The sequence below is a fragment of the Mycolicibacterium komossense genome (assembly GCF_025822605.1).
GTDB classification, from domain to species: Bacteria; Actinomycetota; Actinomycetes; order Mycobacteriales; family Mycobacteriaceae; genus Mycobacterium; species Mycobacterium komossense.
In genome coordinates, this window is the sequence record NZ_JACKTY010000029.1 from 475,810 (window position 1) to 495,554 (window position 19,745).

Annotated in this window: 19 protein-coding genes; 5 read left to right on the forward strand and 14 right to left on the reverse strand. The window is 65.7% G+C overall.

Translation table 11 applies throughout. The annotated features are described in order from the left end of the window. Positions 1–6: 6 nt before the first annotated feature. The 7 genes from mftG to mftA all read right to left on the reverse strand — a co-directional run bounded on the left by mftG (position 7) and on the right by mftA (position 6,655). On the reverse strand, positions 7–1,455 hold the full coding sequence (gene mftG / locus H7J73_RS15775; RefSeq protein ID WP_435405510.1) for a mycofactocin dehydrogenase MftG: 1,449 nt from the start codon (positions 1,453–1,455) through the stop codon (positions 7–9). A 21-nt stretch (positions 1,456–1,476) separates the two neighbouring features. Continuing rightward, a complete protein-coding gene (mftF, locus tag H7J73_RS15780; protein ID WP_264068392.1) occupies positions 1,477–2,901 on the reverse strand; it encodes a mycofactocin biosynthesis glycosyltransferase MftF in 1,425 nt (474 codons plus the stop codon). Further along, a complete protein-coding gene (gene mftE / locus H7J73_RS15785; RefSeq protein ID WP_264068393.1) occupies positions 2,898–3,722 on the reverse strand; it encodes a mycofactocin biosynthesis peptidyl-dipeptidase MftE in 825 nt (274 codons plus the stop codon). Before mftE ends, mftF begins: the two co-directional genes overlap by 4 nt. A gap of 94 nt (positions 3,723–3,816) precedes the next feature. After that, a complete protein-coding gene (mftD, locus tag H7J73_RS15790; protein WP_264068394.1) occupies positions 3,817–5,022 on the reverse strand; it encodes a pre-mycofactocin synthase MftD in 1,206 nt (401 codons plus the stop codon). Positions 5,023–5,025: 3 nt separating this feature from the next. After that, a complete protein-coding gene (gene mftC, locus H7J73_RS15795) occupies positions 5,026–6,234 on the reverse strand; it encodes a mycofactocin radical SAM maturase (RefSeq protein ID WP_264068395.1) in 1,209 nt (402 codons plus the stop codon). After that, positions 6,231–6,575, reverse strand: coding sequence for a mycofactocin biosynthesis chaperone MftB (mftB, locus tag H7J73_RS15800; protein WP_435405502.1), 345 nt, complete (start codon positions 6,573–6,575; stop codon positions 6,231–6,233). Before mftB ends, mftC begins: the two co-directional genes overlap by 4 nt. Then, complete coding sequence (mftA, locus tag H7J73_RS15805; protein ID WP_264068396.1) at positions 6,560–6,655, reverse strand: mycofactocin precursor MftA; 96 nt, start codon at positions 6,653–6,655, stop codon at positions 6,560–6,562. The genes mftB and mftA overlap by 16 nt, the downstream gene beginning before the upstream one ends. 155 nt (positions 6,656–6,810) lie before the next feature. Here mftA and mftR point away from each other — a divergent pair, with 155 nt between their 5' ends. The 3 genes from mftR to H7J73_RS15820 all read left to right on the forward strand — a co-directional run bounded on the left by mftR (position 6,811) and on the right by H7J73_RS15820 (position 9,278). Beyond that, entirely contained in the window at positions 6,811–7,416 is a 606-nt protein-coding gene (gene mftR / locus H7J73_RS15810; protein ID WP_264068397.1) for a mycofactocin system transcriptional regulator MftR, read from the forward strand. Next, the gene (locus tag H7J73_RS15815; protein ID WP_264068398.1) at positions 7,413–8,456 is read left to right on the forward strand and encodes a DUF2332 domain-containing protein; all 1,044 of its coding nucleotides are present in this window, start codon (positions 7,413–7,415) and stop codon (positions 8,454–8,456) included. Before mftR ends, H7J73_RS15815 begins: the two co-directional genes overlap by 4 nt. A 327-nt stretch (positions 8,457–8,783) precedes the next feature. Beyond that, positions 8,784–9,278: an STAS domain-containing protein gene (locus H7J73_RS15820; RefSeq protein ID WP_435405503.1), complete on the forward strand. Its 495-nt coding sequence runs from the start codon at positions 8,784–8,786 to the stop codon at positions 9,276–9,278. A gap of 12 nt (positions 9,279–9,290) precedes the next feature. Here the strand turns inward: H7J73_RS15820 and H7J73_RS15825 are convergent, their stop codons facing one another. Both H7J73_RS15825 and H7J73_RS15830 read right to left on the reverse strand, forming a co-directional pair. Continuing rightward, positions 9,291–10,478: an NAD(P)/FAD-dependent oxidoreductase gene (locus tag H7J73_RS15825; protein WP_264068399.1), complete on the reverse strand. Its 1,188-nt coding sequence runs from the start codon at positions 10,476–10,478 to the stop codon at positions 9,291–9,293. Between the two features lie 60 nt (positions 10,479–10,538). Continuing rightward, complete coding sequence (locus H7J73_RS15830; RefSeq protein WP_264068400.1) at positions 10,539–10,991, reverse strand: Rv2324 family transcriptional regulator; 453 nt, start codon at positions 10,989–10,991, stop codon at positions 10,539–10,541. A gap of 142 nt (positions 10,992–11,133) precedes the next feature. Here H7J73_RS15830 and ddaH point away from each other — a divergent pair, with 142 nt between their 5' ends. Together ddaH and rocD are read left to right on the forward strand one after the other, a co-directional pair. Continuing rightward, positions 11,134–11,979, forward strand: a complete 846-nt coding sequence (ddaH, locus tag H7J73_RS15835) for a dimethylargininase (RefSeq protein WP_264068401.1) — start codon at positions 11,134–11,136, stop codon at positions 11,977–11,979. Next, positions 11,976–13,250, forward strand: coding sequence for an ornithine--oxo-acid transaminase (gene rocD / locus H7J73_RS15840; protein WP_308207420.1), 1,275 nt, complete (start codon positions 11,976–11,978; stop codon positions 13,248–13,250). Before ddaH ends, rocD begins: the two co-directional genes overlap by 4 nt. Before the next feature lie 132 nt (positions 13,251–13,382). On the opposite strand, the gene H7J73_RS15845 is transcribed toward rocD, so the two are convergent. The 5 genes from H7J73_RS15845 to fusA all read right to left on the reverse strand — a co-directional run bounded on the left by H7J73_RS15845 (position 13,383) and on the right by fusA (position 19,713). After that, the gene (locus tag H7J73_RS15845) at positions 13,383–14,240 is read right to left on the reverse strand and encodes a mycofactocin-coupled SDR family oxidoreductase (RefSeq protein WP_264068402.1); all 858 of its coding nucleotides are present in this window, start codon (positions 14,238–14,240) and stop codon (positions 13,383–13,385) included. Between the two features lie 80 nt (positions 14,241–14,320). Beyond that, positions 14,321–15,184, reverse strand: a complete 864-nt coding sequence (locus tag H7J73_RS15850) for an SHOCT domain-containing protein (protein ID WP_264068403.1) — start codon at positions 15,182–15,184, stop codon at positions 14,321–14,323. A gap of 129 nt (positions 15,185–15,313) precedes the next feature. After that, on the reverse strand, positions 15,314–16,141 hold the full coding sequence (locus tag H7J73_RS15855; RefSeq protein WP_264068404.1) for a hypothetical protein: 828 nt from the start codon (positions 16,139–16,141) through the stop codon (positions 15,314–15,316). A gap of 182 nt (positions 16,142–16,323) precedes the next feature. After that, positions 16,324–17,514, reverse strand: a complete 1,191-nt coding sequence (gene tuf, locus H7J73_RS15860) for an elongation factor Tu (protein WP_264068405.1) — start codon at positions 17,512–17,514, stop codon at positions 16,324–16,326. Positions 17,515–17,610: 96 nt separating this feature from the next. Then, on the reverse strand, positions 17,611–19,713 hold the full coding sequence (gene fusA, locus H7J73_RS15865) for an elongation factor G (RefSeq protein ID WP_264068407.1): 2,103 nt from the start codon (positions 19,711–19,713) through the stop codon (positions 17,611–17,613). Positions 19,714–19,745: the final 32 nt, after the last annotated feature.

Below are 19,745 nucleotides of genomic sequence, written 5' to 3' on the forward strand. Positions count from 1 at the left end.
CTGTCGCTAGCCGGCTTTGACGAACTCCGCGGCGCGGTGCGCGAGCATCACCGTCGTCGCGTGCGGTCCACGACTCGGTATCGACGGCATGATCGAGCCGTCGATGACCCACAGCCCGGCCACCCCTCGCACTCTGCACTGCGGGTCCAGCACCGCCATCGGGTCGTCCGCGGCACCCATCGGTGCGCTACCGCACAGGTGCTGCGATGTCGACCAGGCCGGAGGTCCTACTTCTGTTGTCCCACTCACTAATTCGCGAGCCAGCTCGGCCCCCAGTGCCAGCGCGGTCACATCGGCCGGCTCACTGTCGTAGCGGTGCGCGATGTGCGGCGGCACTGCCGGATCGGCGGACACCAGGGTGAGGCGGCCACGGGCACGCGGTTTCATCAGCGCCACCCCGATATGTGGCCAGTCGGGACGGCCCGCGGTCCCGTCGCCAACCATCGCGACGAAGCCGCCGGTGTAGGGCCGGATCTCCAGGTCGTCCTCAGTACTCAGCGCGACCTCCAGAACCGGCCGCCCCGGCGCCACCACCCAGTCCGTCGGCAGCACCCACTCCGGGTGATCGGCACACCTGGCCCCGACGGGGGCCGGCAACACCACCGGAACGCCGACGCCCCGCAGCACCGTCTCGGGGCCCACTCCCGACAACATCAGCAGGTGCGCGGAGCCGATCGCACCGGAGGACAACACGATCCGGTCGGCAGTCAGCGTCTCCGGCCCGCCCGCACCCGTCACGTCGACGCCGCGCGCGCGACCGTCGACGATCCGGATCCGAGTCGCCCTGGTCCCGCTGCGCAGGTCGAGGTTGGGCCGGCCCAATACCGGCTGTAGGAATGCCGCGCCGGGGCCAGTGCGCACTCCGTCGACGATGTTCAACGGCACGGCTCCGATCCCGGTCGGCATCCCCGGGCCCACCGGTTCACCATTCAGGTCGGGCAGCCACCGGTAGCCCGCTGATTCCACCGCATCGACGAAATACGCTGTACTGCCGATTATTTCGTGAGTTCGGCGAACCGGTACCGGCCCGCTGGCGCCGTGGAAGGGGCCGGCGAAATCCAGATCGGTCTCGATGGCCCGAAAATGTGGCAGCACATCGGCCCAGGCCCAGCCGGGTAGGCCCCAGTCGTCGTAGTCCCGCGGCAGGCCCCGGCAGAAGTAGCCGCCGTTCACCGCCCCTGAGCCACCGACGGTCGCACCCCGCACGATCGGCACCGTGCGCGGCGGGGATTCGGTGATCAGAGCCGCGAACCTGGCCACCAACGGGCTGGCCGATCCGATGGGAAGTTGCCACCCGTTGGACGTCAACGCGGCGACCCCGGCGTCCGACGGCCCGGGGCCCGCGTCGATCACGCGAACCAGACACCGCGGATCGGCCGAAAGCTGCTCGGCGACCACAGATCCGGCGCTGCCCGCGCCCACGATCAGGACATCGCTGTGGGAACCGGGGATCAATTCATCTGTGCTCAAGTCACGTCAGGTTCGGATCTGGGGCTTGAGCGGGCCGATGTTGCGTTCCCGCACCACACCGGTCCACAGTCCGGCGCCGTAGGCCAGGTCATCGAGTCGTTTGAGCACCAGGTAGGCGATCAGGCCGATCGGTTTGACATCGTCTTCGACGTTGCGCCGCCGGCTCAGCCAGTCGACCACTCCGTCGACGACCGCGGCGATCAGCACCACGCGGCGACACCGCCTCGACACCGTCGCGGCCAGCAGGGCCACCGGCCAGTAGTGCCGGCAGATCGCCGAAGCCAACTGCAGCGCCGCCGAACCGATACCGCGGGCGGCCACGAAGGCGACATCACGGCGCTGCGCTTCGGGCACATTCAAGGCGTTGTTGACCTTGTGGCCGGTTACGATCACGGCGAAGAACGAGGCCGCATATCCCAGCCTGGACCCGAGCGCCATCAGTACCCAGACCACCATCGTCCACCCCGAGATCACCAGCGGGGCCGTCTTGTCTGGATGGCGGATGGCCAGCGGCGCAGCGGAAGTTCCGTAGAAAGCCTTGCGCGACATCCAGTCCCGTAGCTTCGTGCGGTGCTCGTGGGCCACCAGGGCGATGGGTTCGTAGCGTAGCCGTGCGCCCGCCTCGACGAAACGCCAGCAGAGGTCGACGTCCTCGCCGGAGGGCATGCCCTCGTCGAAGCCGCCCATATCCTTGAGCGCCGAGGTCCGGCAGATTATCGCCGCGCTGGGTACATAGGACACCGGCCCGTAGGGAATGACGGGCGCCTCCCGCTGGCCGAGGTCCAGCGAGGATCGGACCGCCTCGTAGCGGGCCACCAGGTTCTCGGTCTGGGACAAACCGACGATCCGTGGAGCCACCAGTGCCACCGCGGGGTCACAGAAGTGGCCGAGCAGCGCTTCGAGCCAACCGCGGCGCGGCACCACGTCGGAGTCGAGGAAGGCGACGTAGTCGGTGACACAGGACGCCAGCCCGGTATTGCGCGCCGCGGCCGGGCCCCTGCTCACCGCATGCCTGGACACCTCCACATCGCAGTAGGCGGAGGCAGCGGATTCCATCAAGTCGGCGGGCAGCAGGGGTATGACGGACCCGTCGTCGACCACGATCACCCGGAGCCCGCGCAGGGCGGACACCAGCCGTCGGACACCGGTTGGGTTGTCCCGTACCGGGATAACGATGGTCACATCACGGTGCGAGGGACCTCCGGCCGGCCGCGGATGCGCCACGGTCGCATCGAGTAGTGTGCGCGCCAACTGGGCGCTGACGGCATCGTGCACTTCGAGGCGGCCCCCCGCCAGTAGCGTCTGAGCCGCGGGCGCCAGACGCAGCAACCGGGTGGGCGAACCGCCGAGCAACGCCGAGCCGGAGCCGAGCACACGGACTCGGCGGTCGACCTGCACGGCAAATCCATCAGGCAGCCGGGGCTGTGTCATATCAACAGTCCGTCGGACCGTGGTTGCCAACGGCCGATCCGGTCCGAACAGCCTTGAACCATCTCGTCGAACAGGCGCGCGCCGTCGGTCGCGGTCGCCGTGGTCGGATCGCCCAGCACTCCCACCTCACTAACTGCCGCGACACCCCCGCGGCGCATGCTCGGCAGCAGTTCGACAAGTGGCGCACTGTTGCCAGGACGAGAATCTTCGATTCTGACGTCCGAAGGCGAAATATATAGCAATACAGATGTTTCGGTGTGGCCCGCATGGGCATCGCCCCCCTGAACCGAGCAGGAGCACCAACTGGCGTCGCGACCTTCGAACCGCAACCGGCGGACCGCCGCCGCCAGGGCGCCGACGTTCCCGCCATGGCCGTTGACGAAGACCAGGCGGCTTGCCCAGTTGGCTGCCGACCTGCCGAACTCCAGCAACAGGTGTTCCAGCGCCTCCGTGCCGATCGAGATGGTGCCGGGAAACGCCTCGTGCTCGCCGCTGGCCCCGTAGGCGATGGCGGGCGCCAGCAGGTAGCCGGGGTGCGAGGACTGCCGCTCAGAGGTGCACTCTCCCAAGCGGGTGACCACCGCACGAGCCACCGCCGACGCAATGCGGGTATCGGTGTCCAGAGGCAGATGCGGTCCGTGCTGTTCGGTGGATCCCACCGGGATGACGGCTACTTGGGGCGTGCTCTGTAGCTGCCTCTGTACCTGTCTCGAGGTCGAGTTCCCAAGGTCGCTGGCGAAAGCCACCCGCCGATGGTAGGCCCAATTAACCTGGCGTGCCCCGATTGTTGATGCACCCGACGGATTTCTTTCGGACTTCATCGGAGTCGCCCGGCCCGGAGATTCACGTCAGTCCCGTAGGCCACGTCCGTACCACGGTTGACGGAGGTCTGCACGGCCCGCGTCAGGTCGCGGGCTATCCCTGTTCGGCCTTGCCTGACAGCGCAGGGACCCCGAGGGTACGGGTGAAGCCTTCGGGAATCAGGATGTCGTCGGGGCCCAGATCGTGAATCGATGCCTTCCCGAGACCGCGTAACGCCGAGTCGATACCGCCGTGCAGGATGTCGAGAACGTTCTCGACGCCGGCCTGACCGTTGGCGGCGAGGCCCCACAGGTAGGCCCGCCCGATCATCACCGCCCTGGCGCCCAGGGCGACGGCCTTGACCACATCGCTACCCCGGCGGATGCCACCGTCCAGCAAAACCTCGATCTGGTCACCGACCGCCTCGGCGACCGCGGGCAGGCATCGGATCGCCGCCGGCGTGCCATCGAGGTTGTTGCCACCATGGTTGGACACCGAGATTGCCGAAACCCCGGCGTCGACAGCACGTTTGGCATCGTCGACGCGCACGATGCCCTTCAGCATGAACGGGCCGCCCCATTCTTCGCGAAGCCAGGCGATGTCCTCCCAGGTGGGCGGCGGGGTGCCCATCCACTGGCCGTAGGCTTCGAAGAACGTCGGGCCGGCCTCGCCACGCTTGGCCTGATTGGGGACTCGCAGGTCAGGTGGCTGCATCGTCTTGCCGAAGCGCAGGAGCCAGCCTGGCTTGGTGATCACCTCCGGCGCCATCTTCAGCATCGTCTTGAGGTCCACCCGCTCAGGGATGGACGGACTGCCCCAATCCCGACCGTGGCTGAAGCTCCAGTCGGTGGTGGCGATCATCCCGACGGCGCCGGCGTCCTTGGCGCGCTGGACCCGCTCGGCGATCGCGTCGCGGCCGCCGAGCCAGTAGATCTGGAAGAACACCTTGCCGTTGGCGGCCACCACGTCCTCGACGGGCTTGCTCGCGAACGATGACAGCCCCATCGCGGTGCCGCGGGCCGCCGCGGCCCTGGCGACGGCGACCTCACCGTCGGGGTCCACCGCCTGAACCCCCGTCGGCGAGATGATGACCGGCATCGAAATATCCTGGCCCATAACGGTTGTCGACATATCGCGCTTTTCCAATGCGCCGACGACATGCGGCGCGAAGCCCAGCTCGGAGAAAGACGCGACGTTGTCGGAGACGGTCACCCCCTTCTCACTGGCGGAGATCAGCGATGAATAGACCGATTTGGGTAGCCGCTTCTTCGCCCGCTGCTGGGCGATGGCGACGGTTTCGAACCAGGTATCGCGTGCCATGGGTTACACAGGACTTTCGTTACAAGCGCGGGCCGGCGGTTGGGCGGGCGGGCGCACGGACAGGGTGAGCGAAACCGGACCGGACTTACGCTTGCCGGTGCGGGAGTGGTCGACGGAGGACTTCGGCTTGTCGCGCTCGGCGGCGAGTGCGGATTCGCCGTAGCCCTGGACGCATTCGGGGTCGGGACCGTCCAGAGGCAGACCGGTGAAGAACTTGGCGGCCATGCAGCCGCCACGGCAGGCGTCGTAATGACCGCAGCCGCTGCACGCGCCCGCCGACTGCGGCTCACGCAGCTCACGGAACAGCTGCGAATTCTGCCAGACGTTCTGGAACCCTCGCCCAGAAGCAGTGTCCGACAAGATATTTCCGGCCAGGAACTTATCGTGGATGGCGAACGGGCAGGCATAGACATCGCCGACCGGATCGATCAGGCAGACCACCCGGCCCGCACCGCACAGGTTGAGGCCGGCCAACGCGCCCGGTGCACCCAACCCGGACAGGTGGAAGAACGAATCTCCGGTCAGCACGCCGTCCCCACGGGCCACCAGCCAGTCGTAGAGCTGAACCTGCTGCGCCGAGGTGGGATGCAGGTCGTCCCAGACATCGGCGCCGCGACCCGAGGGCCGCAGACGGGTGATCCGCAAAGTGGCTCCGTAGCGGTCGGCCAGATCCTTGAAATCGTCGAGCTGGTCGACGTTGTGCCGGGTCACGACCACCGAGATCTTGGCGTCTCGGAAACCGGCGGCGGCGAGATTCTCCAGCGCCTTGATGGCCATCGCGAAAGAGCCCGGGCCGCGCACCGCGTCGTTCACCTCTGCGGTGGCGCCGTCGAGGGAGATCTGCACGTCGACGTAGTCACTGGCGGCCAGCTTGGCGGCCACCTCCGCGTTGATCCGCACCCCGTTGGTGGAGAACTTGACGCCGACGTGGTGGGCGGTCGCGTAATCGACCAGCTCCCAGAAGTCCGGCCGCACAGTCGGTTCCCCACCGCCGATGTTGACGTAGAACACCTGCATGCGTTCCAGCTCGTCGATGATGTCCTTGCACTGCTGCGTGGACAGCTCGCGCGGATCGCGCTTGCCCGACGAGGACAGACAGTGCACGCACGCCAGGTTGCAGGCGTAGGTGAGCTCCCAGGTCAGACAGATGGGCGCGTCGAGACCTTGTTCAAACTGGTCGACCAACCGGGGCACCGGAAGAATGGAAGTCACGAATCCGCCGAACCTTTCTCACAGGGAACCAACATGTTCGACGCGGCGAGCACGCCGAATGCATGCAGATAGGGGGCAAGCTGAGCATCGTCGATACCCGCTGCGCGACATGCGGACCGCATATCACCGTGGTCGTCCAACGACTGGACGACCTCGAGGATCGTGCGGTTCTTCAGGAATGACAGCTTGCGGGTGCCGAAGTGGTAGAGCAGTGCGCCGAACGGCTCCGGCCGCACCGCGACCGACGGGTGCAGACGCCACCCACGATCTGGATCGAATGACCCGGAAGCGTCGACGCCGGGTGCGGCCGGGGCGGTGTTCACGGTCAGTAAACCCCGCACATGCCGTCGATGGAGACCTCCTCGACGAGGGACTCCGTCACCAGCTCGGCGTCGGTGCTGACCTGCTGATCGTGTTCCATGATGAGACCGCCTTTCGTCGTGTGACACTCGACACATCGAGTGGTGCGGCCAAATATATGGCATCGAGTGCCAGAAGGGAAGATGAATCGCAAAATGGGCCGGACGACGAGGATGAGATAGACACTGAGGAGGCCGACGATGCAGCGGAGGTGGCATGACGCTTGAGACCGGTTCCCGCCTGGGCCGACGGCCCAGCACCACCCGCGGCCACATCGCTGACGTGGCCATCGATCTGTTCAGTGCCCGCGGCTTCGACGCGGTCAACGTCGACGACGTCGCGGCGGCGGCCGGAATAGCGCGCCGCACGGTGTTCCGGTACTACGCCTCGAAAAACGCAATTCCCTGGGGCGACTTCGACGTTCACCTCGCGGATCTGCAGGATCTCCTTGATGCCGTCGACGAGAACGTGTCGCTGCGCGACGCGCTGCGCGGGGCTCTGCTGGCGTTCAACACCTACAGCCCCGAGGAAGCGGTCCGGCACCGCGAGCGGATGCGGGTGATTCTCGAGACCGCCGAACTGCAGGCCTACTCGATGACGATGTACGCAGGCTGGCGCGAGGTGATCGCCGGCTTCGTTGCCCGTCGATGCGGACGACCCGTCGACGATCTCGGCGCACAGAGCGTGGCCTGGATGATGCTCGGGGTGGCGCTGGCGGCCTACGAAAACTGGCTCGGCGACGACGCCGTGGCACTTCCGGATGCGATCGGCGAGGCCTTCGACGCCGTCAGTTCCGGATTGGATGCGTTGGAACGCCGATGACCGCGCCGTTGGTCGAGGTGTTGCGCAGACAGGGTCGGATCTGTGCGTCGCTGGGTTCGCCGATGTACGGCGAACTGCTCGAGCTGATCGCCGCCGACGTGGAGTCCGGCGGGGTGTTCGCCGAGGTGCTCGACGGGCATCAGGACGATCCCATCGGATCTGCCATCGCGCTGCGGCTGGTCGGCGGGCTGCACCGGCTGGTCTTCGACGCCGCCGCGCCCGAGCTGAACCGGTGGTATCCCAGCGTCGGCGGCGCCTGGGATGGCGCGGCAGCCTGGGGTGATATCACCGGCGCTGCGGCGACGCATCGCCAGCGGTTGCGCGCCGCCCTGGGCAGCGTGCCGCAGACCAACGAGGTGGGTCGATCAGCCGCCCTGATCGGCGGCCTGCTCCGCATCGTCGACCAATCGCCTATGCCGGTAAGGCTTTTCGAGATCGGCGCCAGTGCGGGCCTGAATCTGCGTGCCGACCAGTACCTGTACCGCTACGCCGACGGACAGTGGGGCCCCGCCGGCTCCCCGGTGGTGATCGAGGATGCCTGGGAAGGCATGCGGCCACCCGAGGTACCGCTGCGGATCGTCGAACGCCACGGCTTCGATATCGCGCCGGTGGACGCGATGAGCGATGACGGACGACGGACGCTACTGAGCTACGTATGGCCGGACATGCCGGCGCGGCTGGACCGGTTGCGCGGTGCGATCGACATCGCCCGGCGCGTGCCGGCCGGGCTGGACCGGATGTCCGCCGCCGACGCGGTGGCTGGGCTGCGCCTGGTGCGCGGCACCGTGACGGTGTTGTGGCATTCGATCACCTGGCAGTACCTGAGTGCGAACGAACAGGACACCGTCACCGCGCGCGCCGCCGAACTCGGCGCACGCGCCGATGCGGCAACACCGTTTGTCTGGCTGAGCCTGGAACCGATCCGCCGCAACCCCGATGCCCGGCACGAGTTCCTGGTCCGGGCCCGGTGCTGGCCCGAAGGCACCGACGAGATCCTGGGTTCCTGCTCGCCGCACGGCCCCCCTGTGCACTGGGACTAGCGAGTCCTTCCTCCGCGAGTGCGTGTCCCCCACGCGACGCGCGGTGAATTCCCGTCAGTTGCGTACTCGCCCAGCGCCGACCCAGAGTGCACAGCGCCAACATAAGGGTACGGATTCCGTCGTATATCGCCGCACTGACCACGAAATTCGCAGTAACGGAACGGCTGACTCACCGAATTCGCTGACCAAATCGTACTTTTGAAAAATTGGGTGGAATTCACCACATCGTGCGGAATTCGTACTACCGTCGAAGAGGTTGAGCTTGCAGCCGTGGGTCGACATCCGTCCCGGCACCCCGAAGGCACCCGCCGTCCAACCGTCGAGAACATGACGACCACATCGAACATGTTCGTACACAACATTTTAGGGGGTGCTATGACCGCGGTCGGCACCATCAGACTGTACCGGCCGGCACCGGAGACCATCAGCGAGTCGGAGCGGTGCGGCAGAGCACAGTTCACTGTGCGCAACGCCGGCACGCCGAGGATTCAGATCGCGGTATGCGGCGAGATCGACGCCGTCAACGGCCGCGCACTGGGCTATTACATCGAGCGGCACACGGGGACCTCGCGGCAGCTGATCCTCGACCTGCGGCCCGTCGACTTTTTCGGCAGCCAGGGCTTCACCGCCCTGTACTACGCGAGTGTGCACTGCTCCCGCAGTGACGTCGACTGGATCGTCGTCAGCAGCCCGCCGGTGCAGCGAATCCTCCGGATCTGCGACCCGGACGGCGAGCTGCCGGTCATCGACGACATGGCCGCCGCCGTCCACCGCCTCGACCGGTTGGCCGTGTCGCGACGCCGGATGCACTCGACGGGCTAATCGTTCGGAGCTTCAGCCCAGGACGGTGGAGATCGCCGCTCCCGAGGCGATCTTGCTGCGCGCCTTCATCACCTTGCCGGGCATTCCGCCGCCGACCACGCCGGCGATCACACCGTCGCGCTCGTAGTACGCCAGGAATTTACGGCCGTCGTCTTCGACCACATGCACGATGTCATCGGCCTCCGGCTCGCCGAGGCACTGGATCTTGACGTCGTACTGATCGCTCCAGAAGTAGGGAACTACGACGACCTCGGGCGGCTCCTGACCGAGCAGCACCGGCACCAGCACTCTGGCCTGTTCGGCGACATTGCTCCAATGCTCAACGCGCGCTTGATGTCCCGTCGCATCCTGCCAGGAAGCCACATCGCCGAGCGCCCACACATGGGGAGCGCTCGCGCGTCCGACGTTGTCACAGACAACTCCGTTGTCCACGGCGATACCGGTATCGGCCAGCCAGTCGGTAGCCGGACGTGAACCGATGCCGACGACGACCATGTCGGCGGCGAGCTCGGTGCCGTCGCTGAGCACGACCTTCTCGACGTGCCCGTCGCCGAGCACCTCGGCCACTCCGACACCGGTGCGGACGTCGACACCCTCGGCGCGATGCAGCCGGGCGACCAGCGCACCGATCTGCTCGCCGAGGACGGACGCCAGCGGCGTTGGCTGCGGTTCCACCATCACCACGTCGACCCCGAGACCGCGCAGGCTTGCGGCGACCTCACAGCCGATGAAGCCGGCACCGACCACCACGGCGTGCCGCGCGGAGCCGGCGTGTTCGCGCATCGCCTGGCTCTCGTCGAAGGTACGCAGCACCCGGATACCGTCCAGGTCGGGAAACGACGGAATGCGGCGCGGGACCAGCCCGGTGGCGATGATGAGCTCGTCGTAGTCGAGCACCGAACCGTCGGCCACCGTGACCGTCTGGGCGACGGTATCCACTCCTGTGACTGCCGATCCCAGCAGCACGGTGATGTTGTTGTCGTCGTAGAACTCGCGGGGTTTGAGCGTGACGTTCTCTACCTCCCCCCGCAGCACGTCCTTCGACAGCGGCGGCCGGTCATAGGGAAGGTGGATCTCGTCACTGACGATCGTCACCGGGCCAGCGTATTCCGCACGGCGTAGTTGTTCAGCGGCCCGCGTCGCAGCCAGTCCGCCACCAACAATGACTACACCTTTGCGCCGCACGCCGTTTTCTCCCACGGGAGTTTCTTACACGATCGACGAGACTGATGGTCTACCACCCTGCCCGCAGCGCTGCTCTCATCCTTCGGGTCGTACCCGGTCGATGATGTTCGAAAGCACGACGATGCTCTCACTGCGCTCGATATCCGCGCTGGAGCGAATCTTCTCCAGCGCGGACTCCAGATGGCGCATGTCGCGGGCCAGCACATGCAGGATGGCATCCGAGGTACCCGTAACCGTTGCGGCGCTGACCACTTCGGGGATATCCACCCACGCCCGGCGCAACTCGTCGGGGGCGATGGTGCCGTGGCAGTAGACCTGCACGTAGGCCTCAGTGCCCCAGCCGAGAGCGTTGCGGTCGACCACGGTGGTGAACCCACGGATCACTCCGCTGTCGAGCATGCGATCCACGCGGCGCTTGACCGCGGGCGCCGAGAGGTTGACCCGGGCGCCGATCTCCGCGAACGTCGCTCGCGCATGCTCGGCGAGCTCAGAGAGGATCCGCTCGTCGGTGTCATCGAGACGATCCATCGCAGCCTTCCTCACCGACACCTGCCCGATACAGGCCTGACGCAACAAACTGCCATAAATCAGTGTTGAGTGCAATAAATCGTGGCCGAACACGCAACATGTGAAGATTGATTGCGCAATTGGTGGACCATACGATTCACTCATGACGATCTCCGATGTCGCCGCCGCCTCGACGCCCATATCGCAACGCATTCCGAGCACCCGCCACTACGCCATGACCCCGCCGGCGCACTTCGCCGTCGAATACGCCATCAACCCCTGGATGGACACCTCCACAGCGGTTGACGTCGAACGCGCTCTGCGGCAGTGGAACACCCTGCGCCAGACGTACCTGGACCTCGGTCACACGGTGGACCTCGTCGAGCCGGTAGCCGGCCTCCCCGACATGGTCTATGCCGCCAACGGCGGGCTGATCGTCAATGGCGTCGCTATCGTCGCGCGCTTCAAATTCCCGCAGCGCGACGGCGAATCCTCGGCCTACGCCGAGTGGATGACCGCCATGGGACACACCCCCCGGTACACCAAACATCTCAACGAAGGCCAGGGCGATCTGCTGGCCGTCGGCGGAATATTGTTGGCCGGCACCGGGTTCCGCACCGATGAGGGCGCGCATGCCGAGATCGCCCAGCTCACCGGACTCCAGGTGGTCACCCTGCATCTGGTCGATCCGCGGTTCTACCACCTCGATACCGCACTGGCGGTGCTCGACGGCACGACGATCGCCTACTACCCGCCGGCGTTCACCGAAGCCTCCCGCGCACAGTTGGCACAGCTGTTCCCCGACGCGATCGAGGTCGGCAGCGCGGACGCGTATGCGCTCGGCCTCAACGTGGTCTCCGACGGTAAGCACGTGGTGCTACCCGCCGCCGCGACCGGATTCGCCGAGCAACTGCGCCAGGCCGGCTTCGACCCGATCGGCGTCGATCTGTCCGAGCTCCTCAAGGGCGGCGGGTCCGTGAAGTGCTGCACATTGGAGGTGCACCCGTGACCACGGTCGAGACTGATGTCGTTCTTGCCGGTACACCCGGTGCGGTGACCGCGGCCGCGATCGCGGTGGATGAGCAGTACGCCGCCCACAACTATTCGCCGCTGCCGGTCGTCGCGACCTCCGCGGAGGGCGTCTGGATCACCGATGTCGAGGGCCGCCGCTACCTGGACTGCCTGGCCGCCTACTCGGCGGTGAACTTCGGCCACCGCAACCCGCAGATCACCGCGACAGCACATGCCCAGCTGGACGCCGTGACCCTGGTCAGCCGGGCGTTCCACTCAGATCGGCTCGGTCCGTTCTGCGCCGCGCTGGCCGCGCTGTGCGGCAAGGACATGGTGCTGCCGATGAACAGTGGCGCCGAGGCCGTCGAAAGCGGTATCAAGGTGGCCCGCAAATGGGGCGCGGACGTCAAGGGCGTCCCCGCAGGCCGCGCGAATATCGTGGTCGCGGAGAACAACTTTCACGGCCGGACCATCAGCATCGTCAGCTTCTCCACCGACGAGTCGGCCCGCAGCGGGTTCGGTCCCTTCACACCGGGCTTCCGGACGGTGCCCTTCGGTGACGCCGGTGCACTCGCAGACGCGATCGACGAGAACACCGTCGCGGTGTTGCTCGAACCCATCCAGGGCGAGGCCGGCATCATCGTCCCGGCCGCGGACTATCTGCCCAGGGTGCGCGAAATCTGCACCGAACGCGCAGTTCTGATGATCGCCGACGAAATCCAATCCGGCCTGGCCCGCACCGGACGGACCTTCGCATGCGACCACTGGGGCGTCGTACCCGATATCTACCTGCTCGGCAAGGCACTCGGCGGGGGCGTCATGCCGTTGTCTGCGGTGGTCGCCGACGCCGACATCCTCGGCGTCCTGCACCCCGGCGAACACGGATCGACCTTCGGCGGCAATCCGTTGGCCGCCGCCATCGGCACCACCGTGGTGTCGATGCTCGCCGGCGGCGAATTCCAAACCCGCTCAGCCGAACTCGGCGAGCATCTGCACGCGCGGCTGCGGGGCCTGATCGGTCAGGGAGTTCTCGGCGTGCGCGGGCTCGGCCTCTGGGCAGGCGTGGATATCGATCCGGCGCTGGGCACCGGTAAGACGCTCAGCCTGCTCCTGGCCGAGCGCGGCGTCCTGGTCAAGGACACCCACGGCTCGACTCTGCGGTTCGCACCACCCCTAGTCATCTCCGCCGACGAGATCGACTGGGCTGTTGACCAGTTCGCCGCCGCGCTGGAGGATGCTCGGTCCCGCACAACAGATCGCACCCGCTAACGCATTACCGGCGGCACCACGCCCCATCAGATCGGGCACCGACCGGCCCGCCTGATTTTCAGCGCGAGCAGACGCAAACTACCAGCCAAAACCGCGATTTTGGTACCAGTTTGCGTCTGCTCGCCAGGAAGGTCAGTACTTGGCGGTGCCTCGATCGACGGCGATCTGCGACCCGGAGATGGTCGCCGAGCCATCGCCGGCCAGCCAGGACACCACATCCGATACCTCTTCGGGGGTCATGAACTCCTTGAGTCCCTTCTTGCCCGCATGGTTGACCGGGTGGTACGGCATCGGCGAGAAGCTATGCAGGAAGGCCGGGTATTTCCCGAAGATCTCCATCATCGCCTCAGGCTCGACCATCGGGGTGTCGATCGAATACGGATGGATGGAGTTCACCCGAATCCCGTACTCCCCCACCTCGATTGCCAATGCGTTGGTCAGACCGACCAATCCGTGTTTCGACGCCGAGTAGTGGCCGTTACCCGGCGTCGCCTTCAGACCCGCCGATGAGCTGACGATGATGATCGATCCGCCGTTGCCGGCCTCGATCATCGCGGGCACCGCTGCCCGGATGGTGCGCCAGGTACCCGACAGGTTGACGTCGATGACGGTGTCCCACTGCTCCTCGGACATTTCGAACATCCGGCCCCAACTCAACACGCCGGCGTTGGCGACCACGACGTCGAGCCGGCCGAACTGCTCAATGCCCTCGGCGACCAATTCCCGCTGCGCGGCGAGATCACGGATGTCGACAGCGCGGGCGAGCACTTTGCGGCCGGTTGATTCCACCGCCGCCACCGTCTCGGCCAGGTCGTCTGAGGTCGGCATCGGGTAGGTGATGGTGCCCGAGATCGGCCCGCAGCTGTCGATCGCGATGATGTCCGCGCCGTCCTCCGCCAACCGCACCGCATGCGCCCGTCCCTGGCCGCGCGCAGCTCCGGTGACAAAGGCCACCCGTCCTTCAAGTGATCCGCCAGTTGCCACCGTCATCAGTCCTTTCGAAAGCCCGCGCCCAGGCTAGCAGCCAAACTGGAACGTGTTCTAGAATTTCCCCGCGTGCGCCGCCGCCACTACAGCTCGGAGATGATCTGCTGCCGCTTCGCGGTGTACTCGGTGTCGGAGATCGTGCCCATGGCGCGCAGTGTTTCCAGCTCCTGCAACCGCTGCGCGGTGGACGGCGCCGGCGCGGTCGGGAATAGAGCCGAAGGCCCAACGGCCCCCGAAGGCGCGGCGGCGGCCGGAGCCGGCTGCGGTGCGGCCGAGCCCTGCTGCGCAGCGGCGCGGCGCACCACGTCCAACACCTGCTGACGCACCGCGGGATTCGAGCGAATATCGATCGTGCCATTCATCGGCACATTGTTGGCCTTGAGAATCTGCATGATCTCCATCAGCGGAGCGGCTTGTCCGGACAGGTCATAGGTCCGGTTGTCCTCGGCCAGGGTGAACTGCGCCGGGACCATACCGCCGACCAAAGCGCTTCGCTGCCAGTCGATCTCGTAGGAATTGGTCGCCGGATCAACCAGGACCACGAGTTTGCGGTTGGTGATCAGCGGGAGCCGCGTCACCGACGCGATCACCCGGTCCTGGGTGTTGAATGCCGTGATCCCCGGCCCCTCGATATGCAGATCGACCTTCACCAGCGGTTGCTCGTTGATCCGGGTACCGGTCTCCTGAATGCCAACAACCTGGGCCAGCGCCAGCACGCCCCGCTGCTCCAAGAATTGGGACTTTGCCGCAGATTTCGCCCCGTAGCTGGTCAGTGCAAGAGCGATCAGGATATCGGCAGCCGTGATCAGCAGACCCACGTAGAACATCCAGCCGATATACGAACGCTCCTCATGGCCGAGTGCGAAGTACACCACCAGGAAGATCGGCCCGACTAAACCGCCGCACAGCAGCACCCACAGCTGGGATTTCAGATAGCGAAACAACATGTCGGTGCCTCCGTCAGATGCGGTCTACAAGTGACTTCGGCCAAAGGGTAGCCCCGCGGCCGCCCTACCGATCCCAAGATCCGTCAGGACGGCGGCAGCGACGAATCGACACGCTCAGAATCGACAGGCTCAGAAGAACGGCCACAGATGCGGCGGCCCGAAGGACGGCAATCCGATCGATGGCGGAGGGGGCAACGAGATCGACGGCAACGACATCAGATCCGGCGGCGGCGGCAGCACCAGCGGCGGCAGCTTCGTCAAGTCGGGCGGCGGCGGCAGCTTCGTCAGGTCCGGCGGCGCTGGCAGTGCGATCGGCGGCAGGCTACGCAGCCCTGCCAGAATGTCGGGCATCTGCAGAGTGGGCAACGTTTGAAGGCGCGAGACGGCAGTCGCCACCGCGGCATCCGGCGGTGGCGCCGCCATCACAGCCAGCAGGGCGCTCACCGGGTCGAGGGTGGCGATGTTGCCGTTGTTTTGGTTGTAGGCAGAAGCCAGGATGAGATCACCGACGATGGACGAGGCGCCGGCGAACACCGACCCAGCCGTGCCCGTCACGCCACCGACGATGTTGCCGGCCTGCTGGGCGTTCTGAGCGGCCAGCGGCGCGGCCAGGACCGCGTTCCAGTCGATGTTGGGCCAGCCGACCGCCGGCGCGTCACCGGTGGGCCAGTCAATCTTCGGCAGGCTGAAGTCCGGAATCGATGCGGCCGACTGCGAAGTTTGGCCGAAAGCCATCGCATTCTCCGCGGGTGCAGGAGCGGCGGAGAACATGGCGGGTGCCGGGCTCGGAGCGGGCGGGGGTGGCGGCGGCTCGGGTACGGGCGCAGGCGCGGAGGCGACGACCGACGGCGTCGACTCGGAGGGCACAGCGGCAGGTTTGTCGGAGTACTTGTACGTGGCAATGAACAAGCCAATGGCTGCCACCAGCGCAACCAGACCAGCGCCTCCGATAGCCATGGCTGCCCGCTGATTACGGGGAGATGATGACCAATGAGTGGGCGCCGGTTCCGCCACATCGACAACTTCTGTCACTGTCTGGGCCTTCCCAATCGTTTGCTGAGACTATCACCCCTGGCAGACATACGAAAGCGGCGCTCACCCGAGGGTGAGCGCCGCTCTGTAGTGCTGAGGAAACTAGATCACTTCAGGATCTTGGTAACCCGGCCGGCGCCGACGGTACGGCCACCCTCGCGGATCGCGAAGCGCAGGCCGTCATCCATGGCGACGGACTGGATCAGCTTGACGGAGATGTCGGTGTTGTCACCGGGCATCACCATCTCGGTGCCCTCGGGGAGGGTCACGACGCCGGTCACGTCCGTGGTACGGAAGTAGAACTGCGGGCGGTAGTTGTTGAAGAACGGCGTGTGACGGCCGCCCTCATCCTTGGACAGGATGTAGACGCTGCCCTCGAAATCGGTGTGCGGCGTGGTGGTGCCGGGCTTGACCACAACCTGGCCACGCTCGACGTCTTCACGCTTGACACCACGGACCAGCAGACCGACGTTGTCGCCGGCCTGGCCCTGATCGAGCAGCTTGCGGAACATCTCGACACCGGTGACGGTCGTCTTGGTGACGGTCGGCTTGATACCGACGATCTCGACTTCTTCGTTCACGTTGATCACGCCACGCTCGACGCGACCGGTGACCACGGTGCCGCGGCCGGTGATCGTGAAGACATCCTCGACGGGCATCAGGAACGGCTTGTCGGTCTCGCGGATCGGGTCCGGGATCGACTCGTCGACTGCGTCCATCAGCTCTTCGACGGACTTGACCCACTGCGGATCGCCCTCGAGGGCCTTCAGCGCCGACACCTTGATGACCGGGGCTTCCTCGTCGAAGTCCTGGGCGGCCAGCAGTTCGCGGACCTCCAGCTCGACGAGCTCGATGAGCTCTTCGTCGTCGACCATGTCGGCCTTGTTCAGCGCGACCAGGATGTAGGGCACGCCGACCTGGCGGGCGAGCAGCACGTGCTCGCGGGTCTGTGGCATGGGGCCGTCGGTGGCGGCGACCACGAGGATTGCACCGTCCATCTGGGCGGCACCGGTGATCATGTTCTTGATGTAGTCAGCGTGGCCGGGGGCGTCGACGTGTGCATAGTGACGCTTCTCGGTCTGGTACTCAACATGGCTGATGTTGATGGTGATGCCACGCTGACGCTCCTCGGGCGCATTGTCGATCTGGTCGAATGCGCGCGATTCGTTCAACGCCGGGTACTTATCGTGCAGAACCTTGGTGATTGCTGCGGTAAGCGTGGTTTTGCCGTGGTCAACGTGACCGATGGTCCCGATGTTGACGTGCGGCTTCGTCCGCTCGAACTTCGCCTTCGCCACTTCTGTGTCCTCCTGGACTTGTTGGTGCTTTTGGTTAAGCAGATGTACAGAAAAAATCAGTTTTCAGTTGTGTGGTCCCGAGAAGAAGCCGGGGCGCTATTCGCCCGTCGCCTTCGCGATGATTTCCTTCGACACGTTCGCCGGAACTTCGGCGTACGAATCGAAAACCATGGAGTAGTTCGCCCGGCCCTGAGTCTTCGACCGAAGGTCGCCGACGTAGCCGAACATCTCCGACAGCGGAACCTGCGCCTTGACGACGCGCGCACCGCTGCGCTCCTCCATGGCCTGGATCTGACCACGGCGGGAGTTCAGGTCGCCGATCACGTCACCCATGTAGTCCTCGGGTGTGGTGACCTCGACGGCCATGACGGGCTCCAGGATCACCGGCTGCGCTTGCGCGGCAGCCTTCTTCAGGACCTGAGACCCTGCGATCTTGAATGCCATTTCCGATGAGTCGACGTCGTGGTATGCGCCGTCGAGCAGGATGAGCTTCAGGTTCACCAGCGGGTAGCCGGCGAGCACGCCGTACTGCATGGCGTCCTGCGCACCGGCATCCACCGACGGGATGTACTCGCGCGGGATGCGACCGCCACTGACCTTGTTCTCGAACTCGTAGGTCGCGCCATCCTCGCCGACGAACGGCTCGATGCTGACGAGGACCTTCGCGAACTGGCCGGAGCCACCCGTCTGCTTCTTGTGCGTGAACTCGACCTTGTCGACTGCGCGCTTGATGGTCTCCTTGTAGGCGACCTGCGGCTTGCCGACGTTGGCCTCGACCTTGAACTCGCGACGCATGCGGTCCACCAGGATGTCGAGGTGGAGCTCGCCCATGCCACCGATGATGGTCTGGCCGGTCTCGTGGTCCTGGTTGACCTTGAAGGTCGGGTCTTCCTCGGCCAGCTTCTGGATGGCCAGGGACAGCTTCTCCTGATCGCTCTTCGTCTTGGGCTCGATGGCGACCTGGATGACCGGGTCCGGGAAGGTCATCGACTCGAGCACGACCTGCTGGCTCGGATCCGAAAGGGTGTCACCGGTAGTGGTGTCCTTCAGACCGATTACGGCGTAGATGTGGCCGGCGGCGGCGGTCTCGACCGGGTTCTCCTTGTTGGAGTGCATCTGGAAGAGCTTGCCGAGACGCTCCTTCTTGCCCTTGGTCGCGTTGATGACCTGGGCACCGGAGTCGACCTTGCCCGAGTACACCCGGACGTAGGTCAGCTTGCCGAAGAAGGGGTGCGTGGCGACCTTGAACGCCAGCGCCGAGAACGGCTCGTCGGTCGACGGCTTGCGGATGACCTCGACGTCCTCTTTGCCGGGGGCGTGGCCAACAGCAGCCGCCACGTCCAGCGGGGTCGGGAGGTAGTCGATGACTGCGTCGAGCATGGGCTGCACGCCCTTGTTCTTGAACGCGGAACCGCACAGGATCGGGTACGCCTCGGAGTTGATGGTCAACTTCCGGATGGCACCCTTGATCTCCTCGACGGAGAGATCCTCACCACCGAAGTACTTCTCCAACAGCGCCTCGTCGGTCTCGGCGACCGCTTCGAGCAGCTTGGTGCGGTACTCGTTGGCCTTCTCGACCAGGTCTTCCGGGATGTCGATGGTGTCGTAGGTTTCGCCGAGCTTGGTCTCGCCGCGCCACACCTTGGCCTTCATCTCGACCAGGTCGACGACACCCTCGAAGCCACCCTCGGAACCGATGGGGAGCTGGATCGGGAGTGCGTTGGCGCCGAGACGCTCCTCGATGGTCTTCACGGTGAAGTAGAAGTCCGCACCGATCTTGTCCATCTTGTTGACGAAGCAGATGCGCGGCACGTCGTACTTGTCGGCCTGGCGCCAAACCTGCTCGGACTGGGGCTCGACGCCCTCTTTTCCGTCGAAGACGGCGACAGCGCCGTCGAGCACACGGAGGCTGCGCTCCACCTCGACGGTGAAGTCGACGTGCCCGGGGGTGTCGATGATGTTGATCTGGTTGCCGTCCCAGAAGCACGTGGTGGCAGCGGAGGTGATGGTGATACCCCGCTCCTGCTCCTGTTCCATCCAGTCCATCGTGGCGGCACCGTCGTGCACCTCACCGATCTTGTAGCTGATACCGGTGTAGTAGAGGATGCGCTCGGTCGTCGTCGTCTTGCCGGCATCGATGTGCGCCATGATGCCGATGTTGCGGACCTTGGTGAGGTCGGTCAGCACGTCCTGTGCCACGGCGGTGTTCCCACTCTTTCGCTAGTTCGGTT